Annotated in this window: 17 protein-coding genes, 3 rRNA genes and 1 other annotated feature; of the genes, 1 reads left to right on the forward strand and 19 read right to left on the reverse strand. The window is 38.9% G+C overall.

The window, feature by feature from the left end:
• Positions 1–7: 7 nt before the first annotated feature.
• Entirely contained in the window at positions 8–1,378 is a 1,371-nt protein-coding gene (radA, locus tag BR50_RS05600; RefSeq protein WP_034546999.1) for a DNA repair protein RadA, read from the reverse strand.
• A gap of 190 nt (positions 1,379–1,568) precedes the next feature.
• Positions 1,569–2,108 carry a dCTP deaminase/dUTPase family protein gene (locus BR50_RS05605; protein WP_034547001.1) on the reverse strand — a complete coding sequence of 180 codons (540 nt, stop codon included), beginning with the start codon at positions 2,106–2,108 and terminating at the stop codon, positions 1,569–1,571.
• A gap of 236 nt (positions 2,109–2,344) precedes the next feature.
• On the opposite strand from BR50_RS05605, the gene BR50_RS05610 reads away from it, so the two are divergent.
• The gene (locus tag BR50_RS05610) at positions 2,345–3,448 is read left to right on the forward strand and encodes an ABC transporter ATP-binding protein (protein ID WP_034547003.1); all 1,104 of its coding nucleotides are present in this window, start codon (positions 2,345–2,347) and stop codon (positions 3,446–3,448) included.
• A gap of 487 nt (positions 3,449–3,935) precedes the next feature.
• On the opposite strand, the gene BR50_RS05615 is transcribed toward BR50_RS05610, so the two are convergent.
• The 17 genes from BR50_RS05615 to rsmG all read right to left on the reverse strand — a co-directional run bounded on the left by BR50_RS05615 (position 3,936) and on the right by rsmG (position 23,535).
• Entirely contained in the window at positions 3,936–4,406 is a 471-nt protein-coding gene (locus BR50_RS05615; RefSeq protein WP_034547005.1) for a putative immunity protein, read from the reverse strand.
• Positions 4,407–4,888: 482 nt separating this feature from the next.
• Positions 4,889–5,004, reverse strand: a 5S ribosomal RNA gene (gene rrf / locus BR50_RS05620).
• An 89-nt stretch (positions 5,005–5,093) separates the two neighbouring features.
• Positions 5,094–8,014, reverse strand: a 23S ribosomal RNA gene (locus BR50_RS05625).
• Positions 8,015–8,239: 225 nt separating this feature from the next.
• Positions 8,240–9,801 (reverse strand): 16S ribosomal RNA (locus BR50_RS05630).
• Together the 16S, 23S and 5S rRNA genes form the textbook arrangement of a ribosomal RNA operon.
• 525 nt (positions 9,802–10,326) lie before the next feature.
• Positions 10,327–10,860 carry a peptide-methionine (S)-S-oxide reductase MsrA gene (msrA, locus tag BR50_RS05635; protein ID WP_034547007.1) on the reverse strand — a complete coding sequence of 178 codons (534 nt, stop codon included), beginning with the start codon at positions 10,858–10,860 and terminating at the stop codon, positions 10,327–10,329.
• Positions 10,861–10,944: 84 nt separating this feature from the next.
• Positions 10,945–12,228, reverse strand: a complete 1,284-nt coding sequence (gene serS / locus BR50_RS05640) for a serine--tRNA ligase (protein ID WP_034547009.1) — start codon at positions 12,226–12,228, stop codon at positions 10,945–10,947.
• Between the two features lie 66 nt (positions 12,229–12,294).
• Positions 12,295–12,532: a binding site (T-box leader), on the reverse strand.
• A 184-nt stretch (positions 12,533–12,716) separates the two neighbouring features.
• Complete coding sequence (locus BR50_RS05650; protein WP_034547013.1) at positions 12,717–14,039, reverse strand: serine hydrolase; 1,323 nt, start codon at positions 14,037–14,039, stop codon at positions 12,717–12,719.
• Positions 14,040–14,200: 161 nt separating this feature from the next.
• Complete coding sequence (locus BR50_RS05655; protein WP_143298338.1) at positions 14,201–15,352, reverse strand: sensor histidine kinase; 1,152 nt, start codon at positions 15,350–15,352, stop codon at positions 14,201–14,203.
• A gap of 41 nt (positions 15,353–15,393) precedes the next feature.
• Complete coding sequence (croR, locus tag BR50_RS05660; RefSeq protein WP_034547017.1) at positions 15,394–16,083, reverse strand: response regulator transcription factor CroR; 690 nt, start codon at positions 16,081–16,083, stop codon at positions 15,394–15,396.
• Positions 16,084–16,216: 133 nt separating this feature from the next.
• Positions 16,217–17,698, reverse strand: coding sequence for an IMP dehydrogenase (gene guaB / locus BR50_RS05665; protein ID WP_034547019.1), 1,482 nt, complete (start codon positions 17,696–17,698; stop codon positions 16,217–16,219).
• Positions 17,699–17,938: 240 nt separating this feature from the next.
• Positions 17,939–18,628 (reverse strand): DUF1129 domain-containing protein, encoded by a 690-nt coding sequence (locus tag BR50_RS05670; RefSeq protein WP_034547021.1) that lies wholly within the window; start codon positions 18,626–18,628, stop codon positions 17,939–17,941.
• A gap of 53 nt (positions 18,629–18,681) precedes the next feature.
• Positions 18,682–19,782: a redox-regulated ATPase YchF gene (gene ychF / locus BR50_RS05675; protein ID WP_034547023.1), complete on the reverse strand. Its 1,101-nt coding sequence runs from the start codon at positions 19,780–19,782 to the stop codon at positions 18,682–18,684.
• A gap of 38 nt (positions 19,783–19,820) precedes the next feature.
• Positions 19,821–20,018, reverse strand: a complete 198-nt coding sequence (locus BR50_RS05680) for a DUF951 domain-containing protein (protein ID WP_034547025.1) — start codon at positions 20,016–20,018, stop codon at positions 19,821–19,823.
• A 21-nt stretch (positions 20,019–20,039) separates the two neighbouring features.
• The gene (locus BR50_RS05685) at positions 20,040–20,930 is read right to left on the reverse strand and encodes a ParB/RepB/Spo0J family partition protein (RefSeq protein ID WP_034547027.1); all 891 of its coding nucleotides are present in this window, start codon (positions 20,928–20,930) and stop codon (positions 20,040–20,042) included.
• On the reverse strand, positions 20,923–21,684 hold the full coding sequence (locus BR50_RS05690; protein WP_034547029.1) for a ParA family protein: 762 nt from the start codon (positions 21,682–21,684) through the stop codon (positions 20,923–20,925). Before BR50_RS05690 ends, BR50_RS05685 begins: the two co-directional genes overlap by 8 nt.
• Positions 21,685–21,838: 154 nt before the next feature.
• On the reverse strand, positions 21,839–22,708 hold the full coding sequence (gene noc, locus BR50_RS05695; RefSeq protein WP_034547031.1) for a nucleoid occlusion protein: 870 nt from the start codon (positions 22,706–22,708) through the stop codon (positions 21,839–21,841).
• A 110-nt stretch (positions 22,709–22,818) separates the two neighbouring features.
• Positions 22,819–23,535 (reverse strand): 16S rRNA (guanine(527)-N(7))-methyltransferase RsmG, encoded by a 717-nt coding sequence (rsmG, locus tag BR50_RS05700; protein ID WP_034547033.1) that lies wholly within the window; start codon positions 23,533–23,535, stop codon positions 22,819–22,821.
• Between the last annotated feature and the right edge of the window lie 27 nt (positions 23,536–23,562).

The raw sequence follows: 23,562 nt of genomic DNA on the forward strand, positions 1-23,562 counted from the left end.
CTTGTACTTAAGCAAAAGCTTTCTTTATAGCTTCAGCTATTGTCACAACAGCTATAATTTCTACATTTGCAGGGAATTCCCAACCACCGATATTATTTTTCGGAATCATGATCCGTTTAAAGCCTAGTTTAGCAGCCTCATTTACCCGTTGATCAATTCGGCTAACTCTCCTGATTTCTCCAGTCAATCCGATTTCGCCAATAAAACAATCCGTCTCTTTTGTTTCTTTGTCTTGATAACTGGATGCGATACTGATTGCAATAGCTAAATCGATTGCTGGTTCATCTAATTTAACGCCACCTGCTGATTTTAAATAGGCATCTTGATTTTGCAACAACAACCCTGATCTTTTTTCTAAAACAGCCATGATCAAAGCAACACGGTTATGGTCTAACCCACTTGCTGTCCGTCTGGCATTCCCAAAAGCAGTGGGAGTGATCAAAGATTGGATTTCGGCTAAAATAGGCCGTGAACCTTCCATTGAAGCCACTACAGCAGAACCTGTAGCACCTGATAACCGTTCTTCTAGAAACATTTCTGACGGATTCAACACTTCAACTAATCCGCCTTCACGCATTTCAAAGATCCCGATTTCATTAGTTGAACCAAAGCGATTTTTAACAGCTCTTAAAATACGAAAAGTGTGGTGTCTTTCTCCTTCAAAATACAACACCGTATCGACCATATGCTCCAACATCCTTGGTCCGGCAATAGATCCTTCTTTTGTAACATGCCCTACAATAAAGATAGCAATATTATTCGTTTTGGCAATTTTTAATAAGTCAGCTGTACTTTCTCTGACTTGAGAAACACTTCCTATTGCTCCAGCAATATCTGGTTGATTCATCGTTTGAATCGAATCAATGATGACATAGTCAGGTTTTAGATCTTCAATCGTTTGTCTTATCGCACCCATATCTGTTTCAGGATAAATATAAAAATCTGCGCCTTTTACACCCAAACGGTTTGCGCGCATTTTAATTTGGCTTGAACTTTCTTCGCCACTTACATACAAAACTTTTCCACCAGCTAAATTTAGCTGAGCTGAGACTTGCAGCAAAAGAGTCGATTTTCCAATACCAGGATCTCCCCCTATTAAGACAAGCGAACCTGGAACTACTCCACCGCCTAAAACACGATTCAATTCACTTAATTTCGTTTGGACTCTAGGTACTTTTGATACTGTGATATCTTGAATAGCTTCAGCCTTAGCCGTTTTACCAGTCATGCTTACGCGACTTCTGCGGTCATTCTTATCCGCTACGATTTCTTCTTCCATCTGATTCCAACTGCTACAGTTTGGACAGCGTCCCATCCATTTTGGTGATTCATAACCACATGATTGGCAGACAAATTTAACTGCTTTCTTTTTTGCCACCTATTCAGCCTCACCTTCTGAGTTTCTATAATGTTTTAATTTCATTTTAACATAAACGCGATTAGAATAGGGATTGAAACCATTAAAAGACCGGTTAATTCAAGCTTCTTTCAACAGAAATTCATATTCTCTTTTTTTTAGGTCGAAAAATAATTAAAGGCATAAAAAAATCGTTACTCGTCTAAAAAATTTATCTCCCTGAAGATCCAAAACCGCCTGAACGAACTTTACCTATTGCTCTATCGACATCTGCCTTCAAGAAAGGCATAAAGATACCTTGGCCGATTCGATCTCCTTTTTTGACTACATGATCGGTCAAACCATAATGAATGAATTGAAAGTAAATATGTCCCTCATTATTTTCATTATTATAATAATCTGCATCGATAATACCTACACCGTTAGGCAAAATCAATTGATGTTTGATTGGATTGCTTGAACGATTTGCTAATTGCAAATATTCATCTTCACCCATATAAGCCTTAATGCCGGTTGGGATAAGTGTCGATTTTAAATATTTTTTATTATCTTCTGAAAAAACTGAATCTGTTTCTTTTGGTTTCATTTCCCGGGTAATGTTTTTAAACAAGGCTTTCCAAATAGATGGTACTATTATTTCTTCTGCTGCTTCAAAATCATAGCCTGCTGCATGATTTGTTGCTCTGGCAGGTAATTCTATCCCTTTTGACTTATAAGCTGATATCACTTCAAATCCACGTTTCTTTTCCATAATTTTTTATATCCTCATTTCATATCTATTGATTGACTGTTTAATTATAACAAAAATTACCCCAACTAGCGATTCCCCCTAAAAATTCCTATTCTTTTCTACTATTCCTTTGATGTGCAACTTGCACAACTATCCGCTGATTGTTTTGTGCAGATTCCCCTTTTATTGAAATAGCGTTTACATTATGATTAGGTTATAAGAAATAGTGTTGATAGAAGAAAGGAATAGTGAAGAGAATGGTAGAGATCGCTTTAAAAAACATCCAAAAAAAATATGAGAATAATGAAGAGTATTCTGTAACAAATTTTGATTTAAACATAAAAGATCGAGAGTTCATAGTATTCGTTGGTCCTTCTGGTTGTGGAAAATCAACTACATTACGTATGGTTGCTGGACTTGAAGATATTACAGAAGGCGAATTATACATTGGAGATAAATTAGTTAATGATGTTGCTCCTAAGGATCGCGATATTGCAATGGTTTTCCAAAACTATGCTTTGTACCCACATATGACTGTATACGATAATATGGCTTTTGGTTTAAAATTACGAAAATATAAAAAAGATGAAATCAAAAAACGTGTTGAAGAAGCGGCTGAAATTTTAGGTTTAACAGAATTTCTACAACGTAAACCAGCTGCACTATCCGGTGGACAACGTCAACGTGTTGCATTAGGCCGTGCCATTGTTCGTGATGCTAAAGTTTTCTTAATGGATGAGCCCTTATCAAACTTAGATGCTAAATTACGTGTTGCTATGCGTGCTGAGATTGCTAAGTTACACCGTCGATTGAAGACAACGACAATTTATGTAACCCATGACCAAACAGAAGCAATGACGATGGCAGATCGTATCGTTATCATGAAAGATGGATTTGTTCAACAAATCGGTACTCCTAAAGATGTTTATAATACACCGGTTAATGTTTTTGTTGCAGGCTTTATCGGATCTCCAGCAATGAATTTCTTCGATATAACTTTAAATAACAACATTATATCAAATGGTAAAGGGTTATCGATTACACTTGATGAAAGAAATGCGAAAAGACTTGCTGCTAAAGGATATGATGGAAAGAAACTTATCTTTGGTATGCGTCCTGAAGATATCCATAGTGAGCAAATCGTTTTAGATGCTAACCCGAATAGCATTGTCCATGCTGAAGTAGTTGTATCAGAATTACTTGGAGCTGAGACAATGTTGTATACAAAGGTCGATGACACAGAATTCATTTCAAAAGTTGATGCAAGAGATTTCCATAGCCCTGGAGAATTCATTGACTTATCCTTTGAGTTAAATAAAGCTCATTTCTTTGATATCGATACTCAAGAAGTGATCAATTGATTCAACCATAATCAACTATGGTAAATAAGTAGAAAATACATCCTAAAAGTTAGCTTTTTATAACTTTAAGGGTGTATTTTTAATTTTGGTTATATGACAAATAGTGTGGATACTTCAAAAAGAAGTTTCTTATGGAATAGAAAAATTTAGTTTTGAAGAGCCATAAGACCGTCTGAATCATTTGCATGACTTGAAACCTTCCCTATTCCTCCAAATAAATTTTGGGTAAGTAATTAGGATGAGAATCAAACAACAAGAACGATCTAATGAGATATGGAGTCAAATCTAACGGTTCTCTATTTTAAGTTACTCGAACTAACGCTCGTTTCACAGACTCAAATGATAGTCTACTTTGAATAGAGACTTCCTTTTCCTTTTCACTGTCAAATCGGTTTATTTCTGAAGCAGAAGCAGCAGCGGTCATTTTTCTCTTAACATGATAGTTTCGTTAACTAATAATGTTACTTGGGTTTAGTCTAGAAATAGTTTAATACCTGTGTTGGGATATTCTTTTTAATTCATTGAGTTGCCATTCTCGCTCACGAGTTACAGCGTTGATATTATTTGAGTTAAGCAACCCTATTGTTTTGACCGCGTAGTCTGATGCTACCATTGCGTGTTCTCTCATATGTCCACTTCCTACTGCCTGTCCTGCAACTCTTAATGCTGTTTTTTGAATTTCATCATCACATTCTCGTGCAAGTTTGTGGATTTTAAATCCTGCCTGTCTAACATCGTGCATTCCTGCTTTGTCCAATTGCCATAATTCATTTATCTGAAATCCATCAGCGACATCAGCAATTAAATTATAATCGATGCCGACAATATCCAATATGTGTTTAGCAATCGATAACGACCACTTGGCCAAATTCACTTGACTCATTTTTTCATATAATTCATCTATTTCTACTCTCAATTGATTGTTATCTACAATTTTTATTTTAGGTTTTGTTGGCATAAAGCACCTCCGTCCCAATCACAATATCGTCCATAATTTGCAGTTCTTGTCTTATGTTGTTCTGATCTTGCATTGGTTAACTTTGTAGCGTTACTTATAACAAGATGTCTTGCTTTAGTAATATCCCCTTTCACGGGAATTTCACAGTGTTCCAAATCCACCTACATCTATCATAATCGAAACTTGTCCAATATCTCAATAGTTCTTATTTACATTAAGAATTCTCTTAAAGTACCCTTTTATTTATTTCACACTTTAAAATTGTTTCACGTGACACAATTCCTTAATAGAACCCATCCAGGCTCTACACAAGCAAACCCGTTCATTCCAGAAGAACTTTCTTTTAGAACACGAACACTATTTATTGAACGTTCTTATTTAGATCTAATTTAACTCATACATACCATTTGACAAAAAATTCTGATTTTTTAATGGACAAGTCAAAAAAAAGACACCATCCGAAGATGATGTCTTTTAAGTTTGCGTGGCAACGTCCTACTCTCACAAAGGGAAACCCTTCACTACCATCGGCGCTAAGAAGCTTAACTTCTGTGTTCGGCATGGGAACAGGTGTGACCTTCTTGCCATCATCACCACACAATTTCAATCAAGAGAACATTATTCTCTCAAAACTGGATAAGTTAAAAATCGTTTTCGTTCATTGACCGTCTATCACCGTTTAAATCTTTGGTTAAGTCCTCGACCGATTAGTATTGGTCCGCTCCATATATCGCTATACTTCCACTTCCAACCTATCAACCTGATCATCTCTCAGGGGTCTTACTCACTTACGTGATGGGAAATCTCATCTTGAGGGGGGCTTCACGCTTAGATGCTTTCAGCGTTTATCCCGTCCACACATAGCTACCCAGCAATGCCCTTGGCAGAACAACTGGTACACCAGAGGTGTGTCCATCCCGGTCCTCTCGTACTAAGGACAGCTCCTCTCAAATTTCCTACGCCCGCGACGGATAGGGACCGAACTGTCTCACGACGTTCTGAACCCAGCTCGCGTACCGCTTTAATGGGCGAACAGCCCAACCCTTGGGACCGACTACAGCCCCAGGATGCGATGAGCCGACATCGAGGTGCCAAACCTCCCCGTCGATGTGGACTCTTGGGGGAGATAAGCCTGTTATCCCCAGGGTAGCTTTTATCCGTTGAGCGATGGCCCTTCCATACGGAACCACCGGATCACTAAGCCCGACTTTCGTCCCTGCTCGACTTGTAGGTCTCGCAGTCAAGCTCCCTTATGCCTTTACACTCTGCGAATGATTTCCAACCATTCTGAGGGAACCTTTGGGCGCCTCCGTTACACTTTAGGAGGCGACCGCCCCAGTCAAACTGCCCGTCAGACACTGTCTCCCAGCCCGATAAGGGCTGTGGGTTAGAGTGGTCATACAGCAAGGGTAGTATCCCACCAACGCCTCCACCAAGACTGGCGTCCTGGCTTCATTGGCTCCTACCTATCCTGTACAAGCTGTACAAACACTCAATATCAAACTGCAGTAAAGCTCCATGGGGTCTTTCCGTCCTGTCGCGGGTAACCTGCATCTTCACAGGTACTATAATTTCACCGAGTCTCTCGTTGAGACAGTGCCCAGATCGTTACGCCTTTCGTGCGGGTCGGAACTTACCCGACAAGGAATTTCGCTACCTTAGGACCGTTATAGTTACGGCCGCCGTTTACTGGGGCTTCAATTCTGAGCTTCGCCCTAAAGCTAACCCATCCTCTTAACCTTCCAGCACCGGGCAGGCGTCAGCCCCTATACGTCATCTTACGATTTTGCAGAGACCTGTGTTTTTGATAAACAGTCGCCTGGGCCTATTCACTGCGGCTGACCAATTGGTCAGCACCCCTTCTCCCGAAGTTACGGGGTCATTTTGCCGAGTTCCTTAACGAGAGTTCTCTCGCACACCTTAGGATTCTCTCCTCGACTACCTGTGTCGGTTTGCGGTACGGGCAGTTTGTTTCTAACTAGAAGCTTTTCTTGACAGTGTGACATCGGGAACTTCGGTACTTAATTTCCCTCCCCATCACAACTTGTTCTTAAAGAAGCAAGCATTTGACTCACTTCAAAACTTGTTGCTTGGACGTGCATATCCAACAGCACGTATTCCTTAGCCTACTGTGTCCCTCCATTGTTCAAACAAAACAAACTGGTACAGGAATCTCAACCTGTTGTCCATCGTCTACGCCATTCGGCCTCGACTTAGGTCCCGACTAACCCTGGGAGGACGAGCCTTCCCCAGGAAACCTTAGTCATTCGGTGGACGGGATTCTCACCCGTCTTTCGCTACTCATACCGGCATTCTCACTTCTAAGCGCTCCACTAGTCCTCACGATCTAGCTTCAACGCCCTTAGAACGCTCTCCTACCATAGAACCAATGGTTCTATCCACAGCTTCGGTGTTATGTTTAGCCCCGGTAAATTTTCGGCGCAGGGTCACTCGACTAGTGAGCTATTACGCACTCTTTAAATGATGGCTGCTTCTGAGCCAACATCCTAGTTGTCTAAGCAACTCCACATCCTTTTCCACTTAACATAAACTTTGGGACCTTAGCTGGTGGTCTGGGCTGTTTCCCTTTCGACTACGGATCTTATCACTCGCAGTCTGACTCCCGGATATAAATCAATGGCATTCGGAGTTTATCTGAATTCGGTAACCCTAGAAGGGCCCCTAGTCCAAACAGTTGCTCTACCTCCATGATTCTAATTCCGAGGCTAGCCCTAAAGCTATTTCGGAGAGAACCAGCTATCTCCAAGTTCGATTGGAATTTCTCCGCTACCCACACCTCATCCCCGCATTTTTCAACATACGTGGGTTCGGTCCTCCAGTGCGTATTACCGCACCTTCAACCTGGACATGGGTAGATCACTTGGTTTCGGGTCTACGACCACATACTCATTCGCCCTATTCAGACTCGCTTTCGCTACGGCTCCGTCTCATCAACTTAACCTCGCATGTGATCGTAACTCGCCGGTTCATTCTACAAAAGGCACGCTATCACCCATTAACGGGCTTTAACTATTTGTAGGCACACGGTTTCAGGGGCTATTTCACTCCTCTTCCGAGGTTCTTTTCACCTTTCCCTCACGGTACTGGTTCACTATCGGTCACTAGGGAGTATTTAGCCTTGGGAGATGGTCCTCCCGGATTCCGACGGAATTTCTCGTGTTCCGCCGTACTCAGGATACTGATCAGAGTGAAATTGGTTTCGGTTACAGGGCTTTTACCTTCTTCGGCAGACCTTTCCAGGTCGCTTCTCCTACCAACTTCATTTATGACTCTATATGTTCAGTCCTACAACCCCAGAAAGCAAGCTTTCTGGTTTGGGCTATTCCCGTTTCGCTCGCCGCTACTCAGGGAATCGATTTTTCTTTCTCTTCCTGCAGGTACTTAGATGTTTCAGTTCTCTGCGTCTACCTCTACTGACCTATGTATTCAGTCAGCAGTAACATCCTATCAAAGATGCTGGGTTCCCCCATTCGGAAATCTTTGGATCAAAGCTCACTTACAGCTCCCCAAAGCATATCGGCGTTAGTCCCGTCCTTCATCGGCTCCTAGTGCCAAGGCATTCACCGTGCGCCCTTATTAACTTAACCTATGGTTAATCGTTAATGTTTAATACTCATCTTTCGATGAGAACCTTAAAAAACTTATTATTTAAAAATTTCGGTGTGTTTCTGGTTTCTTACTTAAATTACGATTTTTAACTTTATCCAGTTTTCAAAGAACAAGGTGTTTCGATTAAAAAGATTGAGAAGATTAGACCTCTCAAAACTAAACAAAGATAAGATGAATGTGTGGGTTTCCGTTATATTCCTTAGAAAGGAGGTGATCCAGCCGCACCTTCCGATACGGCTACCTTGTTACGACTTCACCCCAATTATCTGTCCCACCTTAGGCGGCTGGCTCCCAAAAGGGTTACCTCACCGACTTCGGGTGTTACAAACTCTCGTGGTGTGACGGGCGGTGTGTACAAGACCCGGGAACGTATTCACCGCGGCGTGCTGATCCGCGATTACTAGCGATTCCGGCTTCATGCAGGCGAGTTGCAGCCTACAATCCGAACTGAGAATGGCTTTAAGAGATTAGCTTAGCCTCGCGACTTTGCGACTCGTTGTACCATCCATTGTAGCACGTGTGTAGCCCAGGTCATAAGGGGCATGATGATTTGACGTCATCCCCACCTTCCTCCGGTTTATCACCGGCAGTCTCACTAGAGTGCCCAACTGAATGCTGGCAACTAATAATAGGGGTTGCGCTCGTTGCGGGACTTAACCCAACATCTCACGACACGAGCTGACGACAACCATGCACCACCTGTCACTTTGTCCCCGAAGGGAAAGCCCTATCTCTAGGGTTGTCAAAGGATGTCAAGACCTGGTAAGGTTCTTCGCGTTGCTTCGAATTAAACCACATGCTCCACCGCTTGTGCGGGTCCCCGTCAATTCCTTTGAGTTTCAACCTTGCGGTCGTACTCCCCAGGCGGAGTGCTTAATGCGTTAGCTGCAGCACTGAAGGGCGGAAACCCTCCAACACTTAGCACTCATCGTTTACGGCGTGGACTACCAGGGTATCTAATCCTGTTTGCTCCCCACGCTTTCGAGCCTCAGCGTCAGTTACAGACCAGAGAGTCGCCTTCGCCACTGGTGTTCCTCCACATATCTACGCATTTCACCGCTACACGTGGAATTCCACTCTCCTCTTCTGCACTCAAGTTCCCCAGTTTCCAATGACCTTCCCCGGTTGAGCCGGGGGCTTTCACATCAGACTTAAAGAACCGCCTGCGCTCGCTTTACGCCCAATAAATCCGGACAACGCTTGCCACCTACGTATTACCGCGGCTGCTGGCACGTAGTTAGCCGTGGCTTTCTGGTTAGATACCGTCAGGGGATGAGCAGTTACTCTCATCCTTGTTCTTCTCTAACAACAGAGTTTTACGATCCGAAAACCTTCTTCACTCACGCGGCATTGCTCCGTCAGACTTTCGTCCATTGCGGAAGATTCCCTACTGCTGCCTCCCGTAGGAGTCTGGGCCGTGTCTCAGTCCCAGTGTGGCCGATCACCCTCTCAGGTCGGCTACGTATCATCGCCTTGGTGAGCCATTACCTCACCAACTAGCTAATACGCCGCGGGTCCATCCATAAGCGGTAGCCGAAGCCACCTTTCTTCTATTCGTCATGTGACGTTTAGAAATATGCGGTATTAGCATCCGTTTCCGAATGTTATCCCCCTCTTATGGGCAGGTTACCCACGTGTTACTCACCCGTCCGCCACTCCTTGACTTCGGTGGGTGCAAGCACCCGGTGAAATCAAAGCGTTCGACTTGCATGTATTAGGCATGCCGCCAGCGTTCGTCCTGAGCCAGGATCAAACTCTCATATAAAATGATGCTTGAAGCTCATTATTGAATTGCTAGCGAATAATTATTCACTAATTTTGTTACTGTTGACTTAGCACTGCTAAGTCACCCTCACATTTATTTCATCTTACTTTGTTTAGTTTTCAAAGGTCTAAAGTGTGTTGTTTGTTTGTGACAACTTATATATAATATCATGTCTCAAACTGTCTGTCAACATCTTTTTTAATTTTTTTGTTTCTCGCTTTGTCGGTTTGTTTCAACCTGTCTCAGCGACGTATATAAATATAACAAGATTTAAGCGTTTCGTCAATCTTTTTTGCTAAATAAAATAAACAAATTTTCAAATCTGAACATTAATTTTAAAACGCGTTCATAATTACATTATATCGCAAAAAAAACGAACGATTATTCTTATTTTTTTCATTTTAGTTTGATTTTTATATTTAGTGTAATGTTTTTTATGAATAAAAAATGGAGATTTATTCATAAAAAAGGGAGATTTTTTATTAGTATCAATAAAAAACCTCCCTTTATTCTTTTACGGATCGATTAGATGGTCCAATTTGACTCAATAAAACTCGCTCTACCTGACCCTTTTCTGTATCTTGAATAATGAGCAGCATTTTTTTTATAAAAACCTTGATGATAATCTTCTGCTGGATAGAAGGGTTCTGCTGGTTGGATCTCAGTTACAATCGGTTGTTTAAAGCGGCCACTGTTTTGCAATGCTTCTTTAGATGCTTCTGCTATTTGTCTTTGTTCTTCATTATGATAAAAAATCACTGGACGATAGGAAGAACCTCTATCTGCAAATTGTCCGCCGGCATCTGTTGGGTCTGTTTGTTGCCAATAGATCTCCACCAAGTCTTTATAACTGAATTTTTTAGGATCGAAAGTTATTTGAACAGCTTCTGTATGACCTGTTGTATTACTGCATACTTCTTCATAAGTTGGGTTGATCGTGTGACCACCTGTGTAACCAGAAACAACAGATTCGATACCAGGCTGTGTTTCAAAAGGTTTTACCATACACCAGAAACATCCACCTGCAAATGTTGCTTTTTCAATATTTTGTTCACTCACTATCGATTCCCCCTTATATTCCTAATGCTTAAAGTATACCATTCAACCTTATTGGTTAACATTATTTTGATCTATCTTCTATACTTAGTCTGCTTTACGAATTTCAGTTGTGCCACCCATATATGGAACCAGCACATCAGGAATCTTAACTGAACCGTCCGCTTGTTGATAGTTTTCTAAAATTGCAGCTATTGTTCTCCCAACCGCTAAACCAGAACCATTTAATGTATGAACATATTCTAATTTACCTGTTTCTTCATTGCGGTAACGAATTTTCGCTCTCCTTGCTTGGAAAGCTTCAGTATTTGAGCAAGAACTGATTTCACGGTACGTTTCTTGAGTAGGGATCCATACTTCTAAATCATATGTTTTTGCTGCTGAGAATCCCATGTCACCAGTACATAATGCTAATACTCGATACGGTAGATCAAGCTTTTGCAAGACTGTTTCAGCGTTTTTAGTCATTTTTTCTAATTCTTCATATGATGTTTCCGGCTTACTGAATTTAACCATCTCCACCTTATTGAATTGATGCAGACGAATCAAACCGCGTGTATCTCTCCCTGCACTCCCAGCTTCTGATCTGAATGCTGGACTTAATGCCGTAAAGTAGATGGGCAATTGTTCTTCCTTCAAGATTTCATCACTGTAATAGTTTGTTAAAGGGACTTCAGCCGTTGGAATCAAAGTCAAATCGGTTCCTTCAATTTGGAAGACATCTTCTTTAAATTTAGGGAATTGGCCTGTACCAAACATTGAATCACTATTAACTAAATATGGTGTTAACATTTCTGTATAGCCATGTTCTTCTGTGTGAAGGTCCAACATGAAATTATAGACTGCTCGTTCTAGTCTAGCACCCAAACCTTTATAGAAAACAAAGCGACTCCCAGATACTTTAGCTCCTCGTTCGAAATCTAAAATTCCCAATTCTTCTGCGATTTCCCAATGAGCTTTCACTTCAAAATCTGCTTCTACAGGTGTTCCCCATTTACGAACCTCATCATTGTCTGCTTCATCTGCCCCTACTGGAACAGATTCATGTGGTAAGTTTGGTAATCCTGTAGTAATTGCTTCTATTTTTTCATCGACAGTTGCTAATCGTTCATCTAATTCTTTTATTTTTTCTCCAACCTCGCGCATTTCTTTTATCTTCTCGTCCGCATTTTCTTTGCTGCGTTTTAACGTTGCAATAGCTCCAGATACTTCGTTACGGTAACTTTTCAATTCTTCTGTTTCCACTATTAAAGAACGTCTTTCTTTGTCCAAAATGACAAACTCTTCTAACAACTCACTTTTGACCCCACGTATTTCTAACTTTTTAGCAGTAGCATCAAAATCTGTTCTTAATCGTTTAATATCTATCATCTCATTCTTCCTTTCTTATGGGTATTTCTAATAAAATATACCAAAAAAGCCATTCCGATCCCTTGTTCCTGGGACGAAATGGCCTCAACGTTCGCGGTACCACCCAAATTCAGAAGATTGCCTATGAATCTTCTACACTTTACAATCAGATAACGGTCTGGATCCGAAACAATTTTATCAATAAAATTGAGTTCATTGTTTACTTCGTGCAATGGATTCAAAGGATCAAACCATCAGTTTTCACCAACCACTGACTCTCTTTATGTATTCAATACCCTTTACTATCTCGCATTACTAACGTTTGTGTTCATTCAGTTGCTTATATTCTACCCAATCTCTTTCCTTAAGTCAACAAAAAAAGGCTTGGAAAACATTCCAGCCTTTCTTTGCGTGATAGTGTCCGTACATCTATCTAAAGTTTCATATAATTGATTTGACTGATCTATCAATATTAACGACTATTGATTGGTTTTTTAATCCAGTATTTTTTAGAATAAGTCACTTATAAAAGCTTTTGCCCAACGACCCGCTAAAACAAATACATTAGCTTTTTCAATAGTTGAAGCTGCCACAACGTTGATTTCTTCACCTTTATCTCCGTTTACGTAGCCTAATTCATCACCTTCACTAATAACTTGAGCCGTTCCGACATCCGTTCCTTTTTCAATCGGAGCCGTCAGATGATCAGCTTCATTCAACAAATCTTCTTTCAATTGAACTTCGACTGTAGTGTTTTTCATATCTGTGTTTTTAGGAACTAAAAGCGACATATCTGATTTTACAGCTAATTCAATAGCATCTTTTTTGCCGTCATCTACAACGACTGGGTCTATATTTTCGATTAGTTGGTTTTCTTCAAAAGCCGGAACCATATCCCAACTTTCAAATGCCCAATCCATCATTTTATCTGTCTCAGCAAATCGTTTACTTTTATCTTTTTGCCCATTTGTTGCATTCATTACTACGGTGATCAAACGCATGCCTTCTTCTTCAACAGTACCCGTCATTGAAGCTCCAGCAAAATCAGTTGTACCCGTTTTTAATCCATCAACGTTTTCTCGTTCGTAAATCAATCCTGGTAACATCCAGTTAAAGTTTTTCATCTTAATTTCATCATCAGTACCTTCTCTAAAGGTTTTCTCACTGATGCTAGAGGTGTTAAGGACTTCAGGAAAATCAGTTAACAACTGTTGAGCTACAATTGCCATTTCTCTGGCGGTCATTGCGTTTTCACTATCTTCTGTGCTGCCAGGATAAATGTTACCCTGTAGATCACCATTGGATAGACCCGTTGTATTGTACAATTCGTAGTTAGTGATGCCCCATGATTCAACTTTTTCATGCATCATGTCGACAAATGTTTTTTCATCCCCAGCGATATGCTCAGCAAGTGCGATAGTAGCACCATTTGCTGAATAAATAGCCATTGCTTGGTAAAGTTCTTCTACTGAGTAAGTATCGTCTATTCGCAAAGGGACATTTGATAAGTCATAATTTTGGCTGATTTTATGAGCGTATTCGCTGATTTCTATTTGATCATCCCATGCTAAATCACCATCTTTGATGGTCTCTAATAATAGATATTCCGTGATCATCTTAGTCATCGAAGCAATACCTAATTTTTTGTCACCATTTTGATTCAATAAAACTTTTCCAGTCGTTGGTTCAATTACAAAAGCTGCTGCTGCATCTATTTCAGGCTGTTCACTTGTTGCTGCTGATACCGTTGTACCAACGACACCTAATGGAGAAAAAGTTCCTACTAATAGTGTTGTGACAAATACTGTACTGATTTTTTTAAAATTCTTCATCTTTTTATTGTCTCCTCAGTTCGTTTGATTTTCAGTTTGAATATTCACATTAAGTTATTCGCAGTCAAATACTGCATACTTTTTCTATGTTAGCGAAATACACTAAAAAAAACAACCCTCTTTTGCTTAAATTTAATATAAGACGGTTGTTTTATAAAAATTTAACTGAAATCAGCTTTATTATTCTTTTCGGTTAACTGTTTTAATGGTAGATGCATCACAAAACGAGTCAAATGAGCATCCGAAGAAGCATAAATGTATCCACCATGGAGAGCGACAATACTTTGGGCAATTGCTAACCCCAAACCTGTACCTCCTGTTTCTTGCGACCGAGACTCCTCTACGCGATAGAAACGATCAAATAATTGATCCAATGATTTTTGCGGAATCGGTGATCCATCATTATTAACTGAAATAATAACTTCTTTTCCTGCTTTTTGAACTTCAATAAATATCTTCTTGCCATCTTTTCCATACTTTAAAGCATTTGAAATTAAATTATTGAAGACACGAACTAATTTTTCAGTATCAGCTTCCATTTGAATAGCCTCATAGGAAGTGACCACTTCAATCTCCATATGTCTTTTTCCTGCTTCCAATTCAAAGTCTGCTGCCAACTGTTCTAATAATTGCACCATATCAAATTCAGATACATTTAAAGGTGTAGTTGTTTGACGAACTTTTGTGTATTCAAATAGATCTTCTACAAGTACCTTCATCTGTTTCGCTTTTGTGTATGCCGTATGAGTATATTTCAGTAATTCTTCTTCATTCTGGTACCGTCTTTCTTCAATCAATCCTAAGTAACCAATAATAGAGGTCAAGGGTGTTCGTATGTCGTGACTTACATTTGTAATCAATTCATCTTTAGATTGTTCTATTCGTCGTTCTTCTTCCATTGCTTGCACTGTGCTATCTACTAAAACATGGATACTCTCTACTATTTTTTCCATATCTCCACCAAAATCTTTTGTGATTCGGTGTTCATAATGCCCTTCGGCAATATAGTGCAACTCACTAATAATATGATTTAATTGCATCTGTTTATACCGTCTTTTTAAGCGCCAATGAATCGTCACTACCGCTACAATAGTTAAAATAATAATAAAAAATGGTGTAAGAGAAATGATTTGATTGCCTTGGATGCTAATAATAGCATCGCCAAAGAACCAAAATCCTCGGATAATTCCTGGAAAATCAGCAAGCATGCGATTGAAAATAACAAAAGCAGCATAGTACAAAATCAAGATCAATCCGATAGTAATAAATCCTTCAATAATCAACTTACTTTTTTCTTTTCTTGTCAGTTTCAAATAGCTAGTCAACTCCTACTTTTCAATGTTTCTAGAAAATTTCACCGTTCTCCTATCTTATATCCTACTCCCCAAACGGTTTGGATCACTTTTTCTCCGCCGGTCGCCTCTTCGATTTTATCTCTTAAATGACTAACGTGAACCATCACTGTTTTAGCCGATACGAGACTTTCTTGCTGCCATACGCGTTCAAATATTTCATCTGCACTAAAAACGCGATTTGGGTTACTCGCTAATAAGTATAAAATACCAAATTCTAAAGCTGTCAGCTGGATAAATTGTCCATTGATCGTTCGAACTTCGTGCGATTCTTTTTCAATCAATAATGGTCCAACCTCGAGTTTATTAAGTTCTTGTGCGTTAGTCGCATAATTGCTTCTGCGTAATAAGGACTTGATTCGAGCCATCACTTCTAAAGGGTTAAAGGGTTTAGCTACGTAATCATCTGCTCCCGTTACTAAGCCTTTTATTTTATCAATATCGGTCGTTTTAGCACTGAGCATCAGAATCGGCAATTGCAGCTCTTTTCGTACTTCTTTTACAACTTGATTTCCATCCATATTAGGCATCATAACATCTAATACCATTAAATCGATATCTTTGATCGTTTTGATTTTTATTAAAGCTTCTTTTCCATTATAGGCTTTTTCTACTTCATATCCTTCATTTTGGATATAAATGCTTAATAATTCTACGATTTCTTTATCATCATCGACTACTAAAATTTTCATATGATTTCCCTCATTTTAGACGTATTTTTTTCGATTTTACTCATCATATCAGAAAATACTAAAGAATTTATTAAAAAAAAGCTTGATACTGTTCAATGTGAACAGTATCAAGCTTCTACTTTTGACCTTATTTTTATTGGACAGAGTAATTTGGTGCTTCATTTGTGATTTGTACGTCATGTGGATGAGATTCGCGTAAACCTGCTCCACTCATTTGGATAAATTGTGTCTCTTCACGCAGTTGTTCTAGATTACCTGCTCCAACATATCCCATACCTGAGCGCAATCCGCCAAGCATTTGGAAGACGATATCAGTAACAGCACCTTTATAAGCGACGCGTCCCTCGATACCTTCTGGAACTAGCTTGTTCGCTTCATTTACAGCACCTTGGAAGTAGCGGTCACTTGAACCTTTTTCCATTGCAGCTAAGCTTCCCATTCCACGATATGTTTTGAAACGACGGCCTTGGAAAAGTTCAAACTCGCCTGGAGACTCATCTGTTCCAGCTAACATGCTGCCTAACATAACAGCATGTCCTCCAGCTGCTAATGCTTTTACAATATCTCCTGAATATTTGATTCCACCATCAGCAATGATTGTACGGCCATATTCACGGGCCACTGCTGCTGCATCATAAATAGCTGTAATTTGTGGTACCCCAACTCCAGCGACCACACGTGTTGTACAAATCGATCCAGGACCAATCCCTACTTTTACTACATCTACTCCAACTTCATATAATGCACGAGTCCCTTCACCTGTTGCTACATTTCCTGCAATCAAAGTGATAGTCGGGAATTCTTCACGAATTTCTTTGATTTTGCGGATCACTCCTGCACTATGACCATGAGCAGTATCTACTATGATCGCATCGACCCCTGAATCGATCAAAGATTGTGTTCTTTCAAAAGTATCACTCGTTATACCGACTGCTGCTGCAACCAATAAACGGCCATGAGAGTCTTTTGCAGCATTTGGAAATTCAAGTATTTTTTCGATATCTTTGATCGTTATCAAGCCGCTTAAACGACCATTTTGATCAACGATTGGTAATTTTTCAATTTTGTGTTTTTGCAAAATCTGCTCTGCTTCTTTCAAAGAAGTTCCTGTTGGAGCTGTAACTAACTGGTCCTTTGTCATTACTTCATCAATTTGAATCGAATAATCTGCTACAAAACGCAAGTCGCGATTCGTTAAAATTCCTACTAAGATACGGTCTTCCATGTTATTTACGATCGGCACACCACTGATACGGTAACGGTTCATCAAATGTTCTGCTTCTGAAACGGAATGGGTGGGAGTTAAAAAGAAAGGATCGAGAATAACACCACTCTCAGAACGTTTTACTTTTCTCACTTCATCTGATTGTTGTTTCACGGTCATATTTTTATGAATAACACCTAGGCCACCTTGACGAGCCATTGCAATAGCCATTCTTGAGTCTGTCACCGTGTCCATGCTAGCACTCATTATTGGAACATTTAATTTAATGTTTTTGGCTAGTTGAATACTTAAATCCACTTCATTTGGTAAAACATGGCTTTCAGCAGGTACTAACAACACATCATCAAAAGTAAACCCTTTTTTCGCAAATTTTGTTTCCCAGTTAGACATTACAACCATCCGCCCCTTTTTTCAATTGATTTGTTCAATAATTTTATCTACAAAAATAACAGAGATATCAAAGATAGTCAATAGCAAATGGTCGAATTGTTTCTTAAGCCCCTTTTTTCCTGTCTACTAGCAGCTAAACCACGCTATAATGAAGATAAGATGAGAAAAAGTTCCCATCAACTAAATAAATTTAGCTGATGGGAACTCTCATTTGTTATCCACTTTGTTACTTTTTAGGATCTAGAATAACCCGCCTCGGATGTTTAATTTGCGTTTTGCAAAATATTTTGCGACGAAGGCTAAAATACCGATCACTATATTACCGATGGCATTTATCGGCACATTGACTGCTGCTGGAATCACCATCATCGAGCCTGTCATCACAAACATTAGAGCTAACATACCTGTAGTTGAAACCAGGATATAGCGGACCATCCCACCTTTTTTAGGGTTTTTTCTATCCGGCATATTTTTAGCGATCAACAGGATGACTAATCCTCCCATAATAAAGTTCAATAGAGTAGTAATTAGTCCAAGTGAAGATGATGCTTCCTCTACACTGCTGAATAGGCCTGAAAGACCCGTTATAAGAGAGAATAATCCACCTATCATTAAACCACCATCTAAAGCGATTTTCCAATTCTTAGAAGGGCCTACTTGAGATTGCTCAGGCTTAGCAACTAAATGATTGGCACATTCGGTAACTGTCCCATATAATTGACGAGCTGTTTCGCCAGCTTTTTGACGTTCAACTAAATTATGAAGCATGTCATTAAAGATTTCTTCTTTTTTTGCTTCAGACATATTTTTTTCAACTAAAGCTTTATTCAAACTCAACATATATTGTTCATTTCGTTTGGTCAATTTTTGAAGCAATGCGTTATTCTCTTCTTTTTTTGCTTGTGTTGTATTACCTTGTACTTCTTCCACGGATCAAATGCCCCTTTCTAGGCCTTGCTAAACTTTCTTAGTCAATTTTTTATTTATACATTAAATCTAAATAATAGTACGTCTCCATCATTGACAACGTACTCTTTTCCTTCAGAACGCATACGGCCTGCTTCTTTTGCGGCCTGTTCACTTCCATATTTATCAAAGTCTTCATAAGCGATCGTTTCTGCTCGAATGAATCCTCGTTCAAAATCACTATGGATAACTCCTGCCGCTTGAGGAGCTTTCATCCCTTTTTTAAAGGTCCATGCACGAACTTCTTGAACACCGGCAGTAAAGTACGTACCTAACCCTAAAAGGTTATATGCTGAACGGATCAATTGATCTAAACCAGATTCTTTAATGCCTAACTCTTCTAAAAATAATTCTTTTTCTTCATCTTCAAGTTCGGCGATTTCTTCTTCGATCCTCGCACAAATCACATTTACTTCTGCTTTTTCTTCAGCTGCAAATTTTCGTACTTGATTGACTAAATCATCATTTTCAGTATCCGCTACTTGATCTTCAGAAACATTTGCTACATACAAAACCGGTTTTGCCGTTAATAAAAATAAGCTTCTAACGATTTTTTCTTCATCTTCATTAAATTCGATCGAACGAGCTGATTTTCCCTCTTCTAAAACCGGTTTGATCTTATCCAACACGGCTAACTCAGCAACTGCTTCTTTATCTTTTGTACGCGCAACTTTTGATACACGAGCATAGCGTTTTTCAACAGACTCTAAATCAGCTAGTACTAATTCTAAATTAATTGTTTCAATATCTGAAATCGGATCGACTTTGCCTTCAACGTGGATGATATTATCGTCTTCAAAACAACGAACAACGTGGCAAATAGCATCTACTTGACGAATATTAGCTAAGAATTTATTTCCAAGCCCTTCACCTTTACTTGCCCCTTTTACGATTCCGGCAATATCGGTAAATTCAAAAGTAGTTGGAAGAGTTCTCTTTGGTGAAACCAATTCTTCTAAGCGTTTTAAACGGTGATCAGGGACCTCTACAACTCCTACATTAGGATCAATTGTTGCAAATGGATAATTAGCTGCTTCTGCTCCTGCTTTTGTAATTGCGTTAAATAAAGTTGATTTACCTACATTTGGTAAACCTACGATTCCTGCTGTTAATGCCATATCTAAATTCACTCTTCCTTTTTTAATAATTTTTGTTTTTAGTTTTCTACTGCTTTTTCTAAAACTTTTTTCATTTTCTTTTCAAAATCTCTTCTTGGCATCATGACCATATGGCCGCATTGCGTACATTTGATTCGGATATCCATACCCATTCTAATGATTTGCCAACGGTTTGCCCCACAAGGATGAGGTTTTTTCATTTCAACAATATCATTTAAATCGTAATTTTTTTCCATCATTAATCTCCCTATAAGCGTTTATTCATCATCAAATTGAATATTTAGAATATCTAAAATGCGTGTTAAGTCATCTGTCGAAAGATACTCGATCTCAATTTTACCTTTTTGATTTTTTTCGTTGATAGAAACACTTGTACCAAATTTATCCATTAGCCGTTCTTCACTCTCACGGATGTAATAAGGCTTTTTATCATTTTTAGTTGCTTCTGCTGCTGCCTCTTTAGGTTGGTTCATCTTATTCACTAATTGCTCTAATTGACGAACGGTCAAATGATCTCGGACCACTCGTTTAGCTAATTTTGTGATTTGTTTTTTTTCTTTTAGTCCAAGCAATGTTCTTGCTTGTCCCATTGAGATGTCTTCATTTTGCAGCATTTCCTTAACGGCATCGGGCAATCCTAATAAACGCAAATAATTGGCGATATATGGTCGGCTTTTACCTAAACGTATTGCTACTTCTTCTTGCGTTAGTTTTAGCTTTTTCATCATCATTTCATATGCTTCAGCTTCTTCAAGTGAGGTTAGATCTTCTCTTTGCAAATTTTCTAAAACAGCAACTTCCATCATCTTTTCTTCATCAAATTCACGGATGATAGCTGGTATTGTTTCTTTGCCTGCTAATTTAGATGCTCTAAAGCGACGTTCTCCAGCTATGATCTCATAGCCTTTGATCTTTGACTCGCGAAGAATAATAGGTTGAAAGACACCTGATAATTTGATTGATTCTGCTAGTTCATTTAAGGCTGCTTCATCGAATGTTTTTCTTGGTTGATAAGGATTGGGTCTGATATCCGTTAACAGGATTTGTTGAACTTGTTCATTCGTTGCATTGATATTTGACAGTTCAGCATAGTCGCCAAAAAGAGCATCGATCCCTCTTCCTAACCCTTTACTATTTTTGTTAACCATTTGCTAGCACTTCCTTTGCTAATTCAAGATAGACTTCTGCTCCTCTAGAACGCGCATCATAATCAATTATCGACAGCCCATGACTTGGGGCTTCAGATAAACGGATATTCCGTGGAATAATCGTTTTATAAACTCTTTCGCGGAAGTATTTTTTCACTTCATCGACAACTTCATAACCTAAATTTGTACGCGCATCTAACATAGTCAATAAAACACCCTCAATTTTTAATTCGGGATTAAAATGTTTTTGGACCAGTCGGACCGTATTCAGCAATTGACTTAATCCTTCTAAAGCATAATATTCGCATTGAACAGGAATTAAAATAGAATCACTTGCTGTAAAGGCATTGATCGTCAAATGGCCTAATGATGGGGGGCAGTCAATTAGGATGTAATCATAATCATCTTTCACTTTTTCCAGTGCTTGTTTTAATCTGGATTCCCTAGCCATTTGTGAAGTTAACTCAATTTCTGCACCTGCTAATTGAATCGTGGCCGGCACGACCCACAAGTTTTCTCTCGAAGAAGGCAAAACAACCTCTTTAACGGGTGTTTCGTTTACTAAAATATCATAAATATCTTTTTCAACATCTGACTTTCTTACGCCCAAACCACTTGTTGCATTTCCTTGTGCATCAATGTCAACTAATAAAATTTTCTTTCCAAAATAAGCTAAGCAAGCACCTAAGTTGACTGTTGTCGTTGTTTTCCCAACTCCGCCTTTTTGGTTTGCAACTGATATAATTCGTGCCATCCTTTTTCCTCCATCTGTGTTCAATATCCTCTAGTAACTATTTACCACTGATTTAACCACATCACACAAAAATAGGAGAAAAATTATAATATGCGTATTTTTCTCCTACGCATTTGTTCAAAATGAATGTCTTCATTTATCGCTCTTTATTTATTTATTTTTCTTTCTTGATCTCAATAGTAATACGATAAACATCTTCCAGGTTTTCCTCTTTTGCTTGCAAGGTAATACCCGTTTCTTTAATCAAATCAACCGATTTATGGATCGTATTTACTGCTAACCGAAAATCTTTGGAAATTCTTTTTATGCGGTTCTTTGGCTGATTCGAATTCTTCTCTCTTTCAGCTTGCTTTAACTTGACTAACTGTTCTGTCTCTTTAACAGTTAATTTCTTTTCAAGAATCACCTTTAATAATTCATTTTGTTCTTCAAAAGATAATGCTAATAAACTACGGCCATGTCTTTCTGTCACTTTTTTATTCAATAATGCCTGCTTTATAGGTTCTGCTAACTTTAATAACCGCAGTTTATTTGCAATGAAAGATTGACTTTTCCCAATGCGTTGCGCTAATGCTTCTTGCGTCATCTCATTTAAAGCCATCAAACCTTTATAGGCTTCAGCTTCTTCAATAGCCGTCAATTCTTCCCTTTGCAAGTTTTCAATTAATGCGACAGAAGCCGTCTCGTTATCTGACATCTCTTGAACAATGGCTGGTACTTCTTGCCATCCCAAAAGCTGCATAGCACGAAAGCGACGTTCTCCAGCAATAATTTCATATTTATCTGCTTCATATCTTCTAAGGATGATGGGCTGGATCAATCCGTGAATATGGATCGTACGAGCTAGCTCATCTAATTTTTCTGCGTTAAATACTTTTCTTGGCTGAAAACGATTTGGAACAATCTGTTGGACAGCAATTTGTTGGACCTGTTTTGGGTTTTTTAATTCCTCTGATTGAAGATCCTCTTCATTTTCGATTTTCTTTTTAGATTTTCCTGAACCAAATAAATTAGACAACGCCATTCTTTTTCTCTCCCTCAGTCACTTCTGTTCTCTGATCCTATTATATCAAAAAACGTTCTTATTGAGTAGTTGAATCCGAATAGGAATAGTCTGATAAGTAGTGGTCTTCACTACAATGGATTCTTATTTGGTGTTCCTGGTTTTCTTGGGAATTTCTTTGGTGTTTCTTTCTTTTTATCAATTAAAACAACATGTCGTCCTCCTGCTTCATGTGGAAGTTCAAAAACAAACTCTTCACGAAACTTTCCACCTAGCGTAGCAATGGCTTTTTGACCTTCAGCCATCTCTTCTTTTGTATTACTGGCTTTTAAAGCGATAAAGAGTCCTTCTTTTTTAACTAACGGCAAACATAATTCCGCTAAAACACTCATACGAGCAACAGCTCTAGCTGTTACAAAATCAAATGATTCACGAAATTGTTTATTTTGACCAAATGTTTCGGCACGGTCATGATAGAAATGAACACCGTCTAATTCTAACGTTTTTGCTAATAATGTTAGAAATTGAATTCTTTTATTCAATGAATCTACTATTGTTACTTCTAATTGTGGAAAAATAATTTTTAGGGGGATGCTTGGAAACCCGGCACCTGCACCTACATCACATAAGCTTTGGACCCCTTTGTTAAAATCCACATATAAACCAGCTGTAATAGAATCATAAAAATGTTTTAAGTATACTTCTTCTGTTTGAGTGATTGCGGTTAAATTAATTTTTTCATTCCATTCTTGTAGCAGTTTAAGGTATTGATCAAATTGTTCCATTTGTTTCTCAGTAACCATTATCCCCTTGCCTTCAAGGGCCTTTTTAAACTCTTCTGGGTTCATTAACTCAACTCCTTTTACTAACGTGAA

It is taken from the genome of Carnobacterium alterfunditum DSM 5972 (assembly GCF_000744115.1).
Taxonomy (GTDB): Bacteria; Bacillota; Bacilli; order Lactobacillales; family Carnobacteriaceae; genus Carnobacterium_B; species Carnobacterium_B alterfunditum.

Bases quoted from the DNA above. Each gene is read 5' to 3' on its own strand.
- ychF (WP_034547023.1), bottom strand. From the start codon at position 19,782: ATGGCATTAACAGCAGGAATCGTAGGTTTACCAAATGTAGGTAAATCA.
- BR50_RS05690 (WP_034547029.1), bottom strand. From the start codon at position 21,684: ATGGCACGAATTATATCAGTTGCAAACCAAAAAGGCGGAGTTGGGAAA.
- BR50_RS05650 (WP_034547013.1), bottom strand. From the start codon at position 14,039: ATGAAGAATTTTAAAAAAATCAGTACAGTATTTGTCACAACACTATTA.
- noc (WP_034547031.1), bottom strand. From the start codon at position 22,708: ATGGCGTTGTCTAATTTATTTGGTTCAGGAAAATCTAAAAAGAAAATC.
- rsmG (WP_034547033.1), bottom strand. From the start codon at position 23,535: ATGAACCCAGAAGAGTTTAAAAAGGCCCTTGAAGGCAAGGGGATAATG.
- BR50_RS05685 (WP_034547027.1), bottom strand. From the start codon at position 20,930: ATGGTTAACAAAAATAGTAAAGGGTTAGGAAGAGGGATCGATGCTCTT.
- BR50_RS05615 (WP_034547005.1), bottom strand. From the start codon at position 4,406: ATGCCAACAAAACCTAAAATAAAAATTGTAGATAACAATCAATTGAGA.
- croR (WP_034547017.1), bottom strand. From the start codon at position 16,083: ATGAAAATTTTAGTAGTCGATGATGATAAAGAAATCGTAGAATTATTA.
- guaB (WP_034547019.1), bottom strand. From the start codon at position 17,698: ATGTCTAACTGGGAAACAAAATTTGCGAAAAAAGGGTTTACTTTTGAT.
- BR50_RS05680 (WP_034547025.1), bottom strand. From the start codon at position 20,018: ATGGAAAAAAATTACGATTTAAATGATATTGTTGAAATGAAAAAACCT.
- serS (WP_034547009.1), bottom strand. From the start codon at position 12,228: ATGATAGATATTAAACGATTAAGAACAGATTTTGATGCTACTGCTAAA.
- BR50_RS05605 (WP_034547001.1), bottom strand. From the start codon at position 2,108: ATGGAAAAGAAACGTGGATTTGAAGTGATATCAGCTTATAAGTCAAAA.
- BR50_RS05610 (WP_034547003.1), top strand. From the start codon at position 2,345: ATGGTAGAGATCGCTTTAAAAAACATCCAAAAAAAATATGAGAATAAT.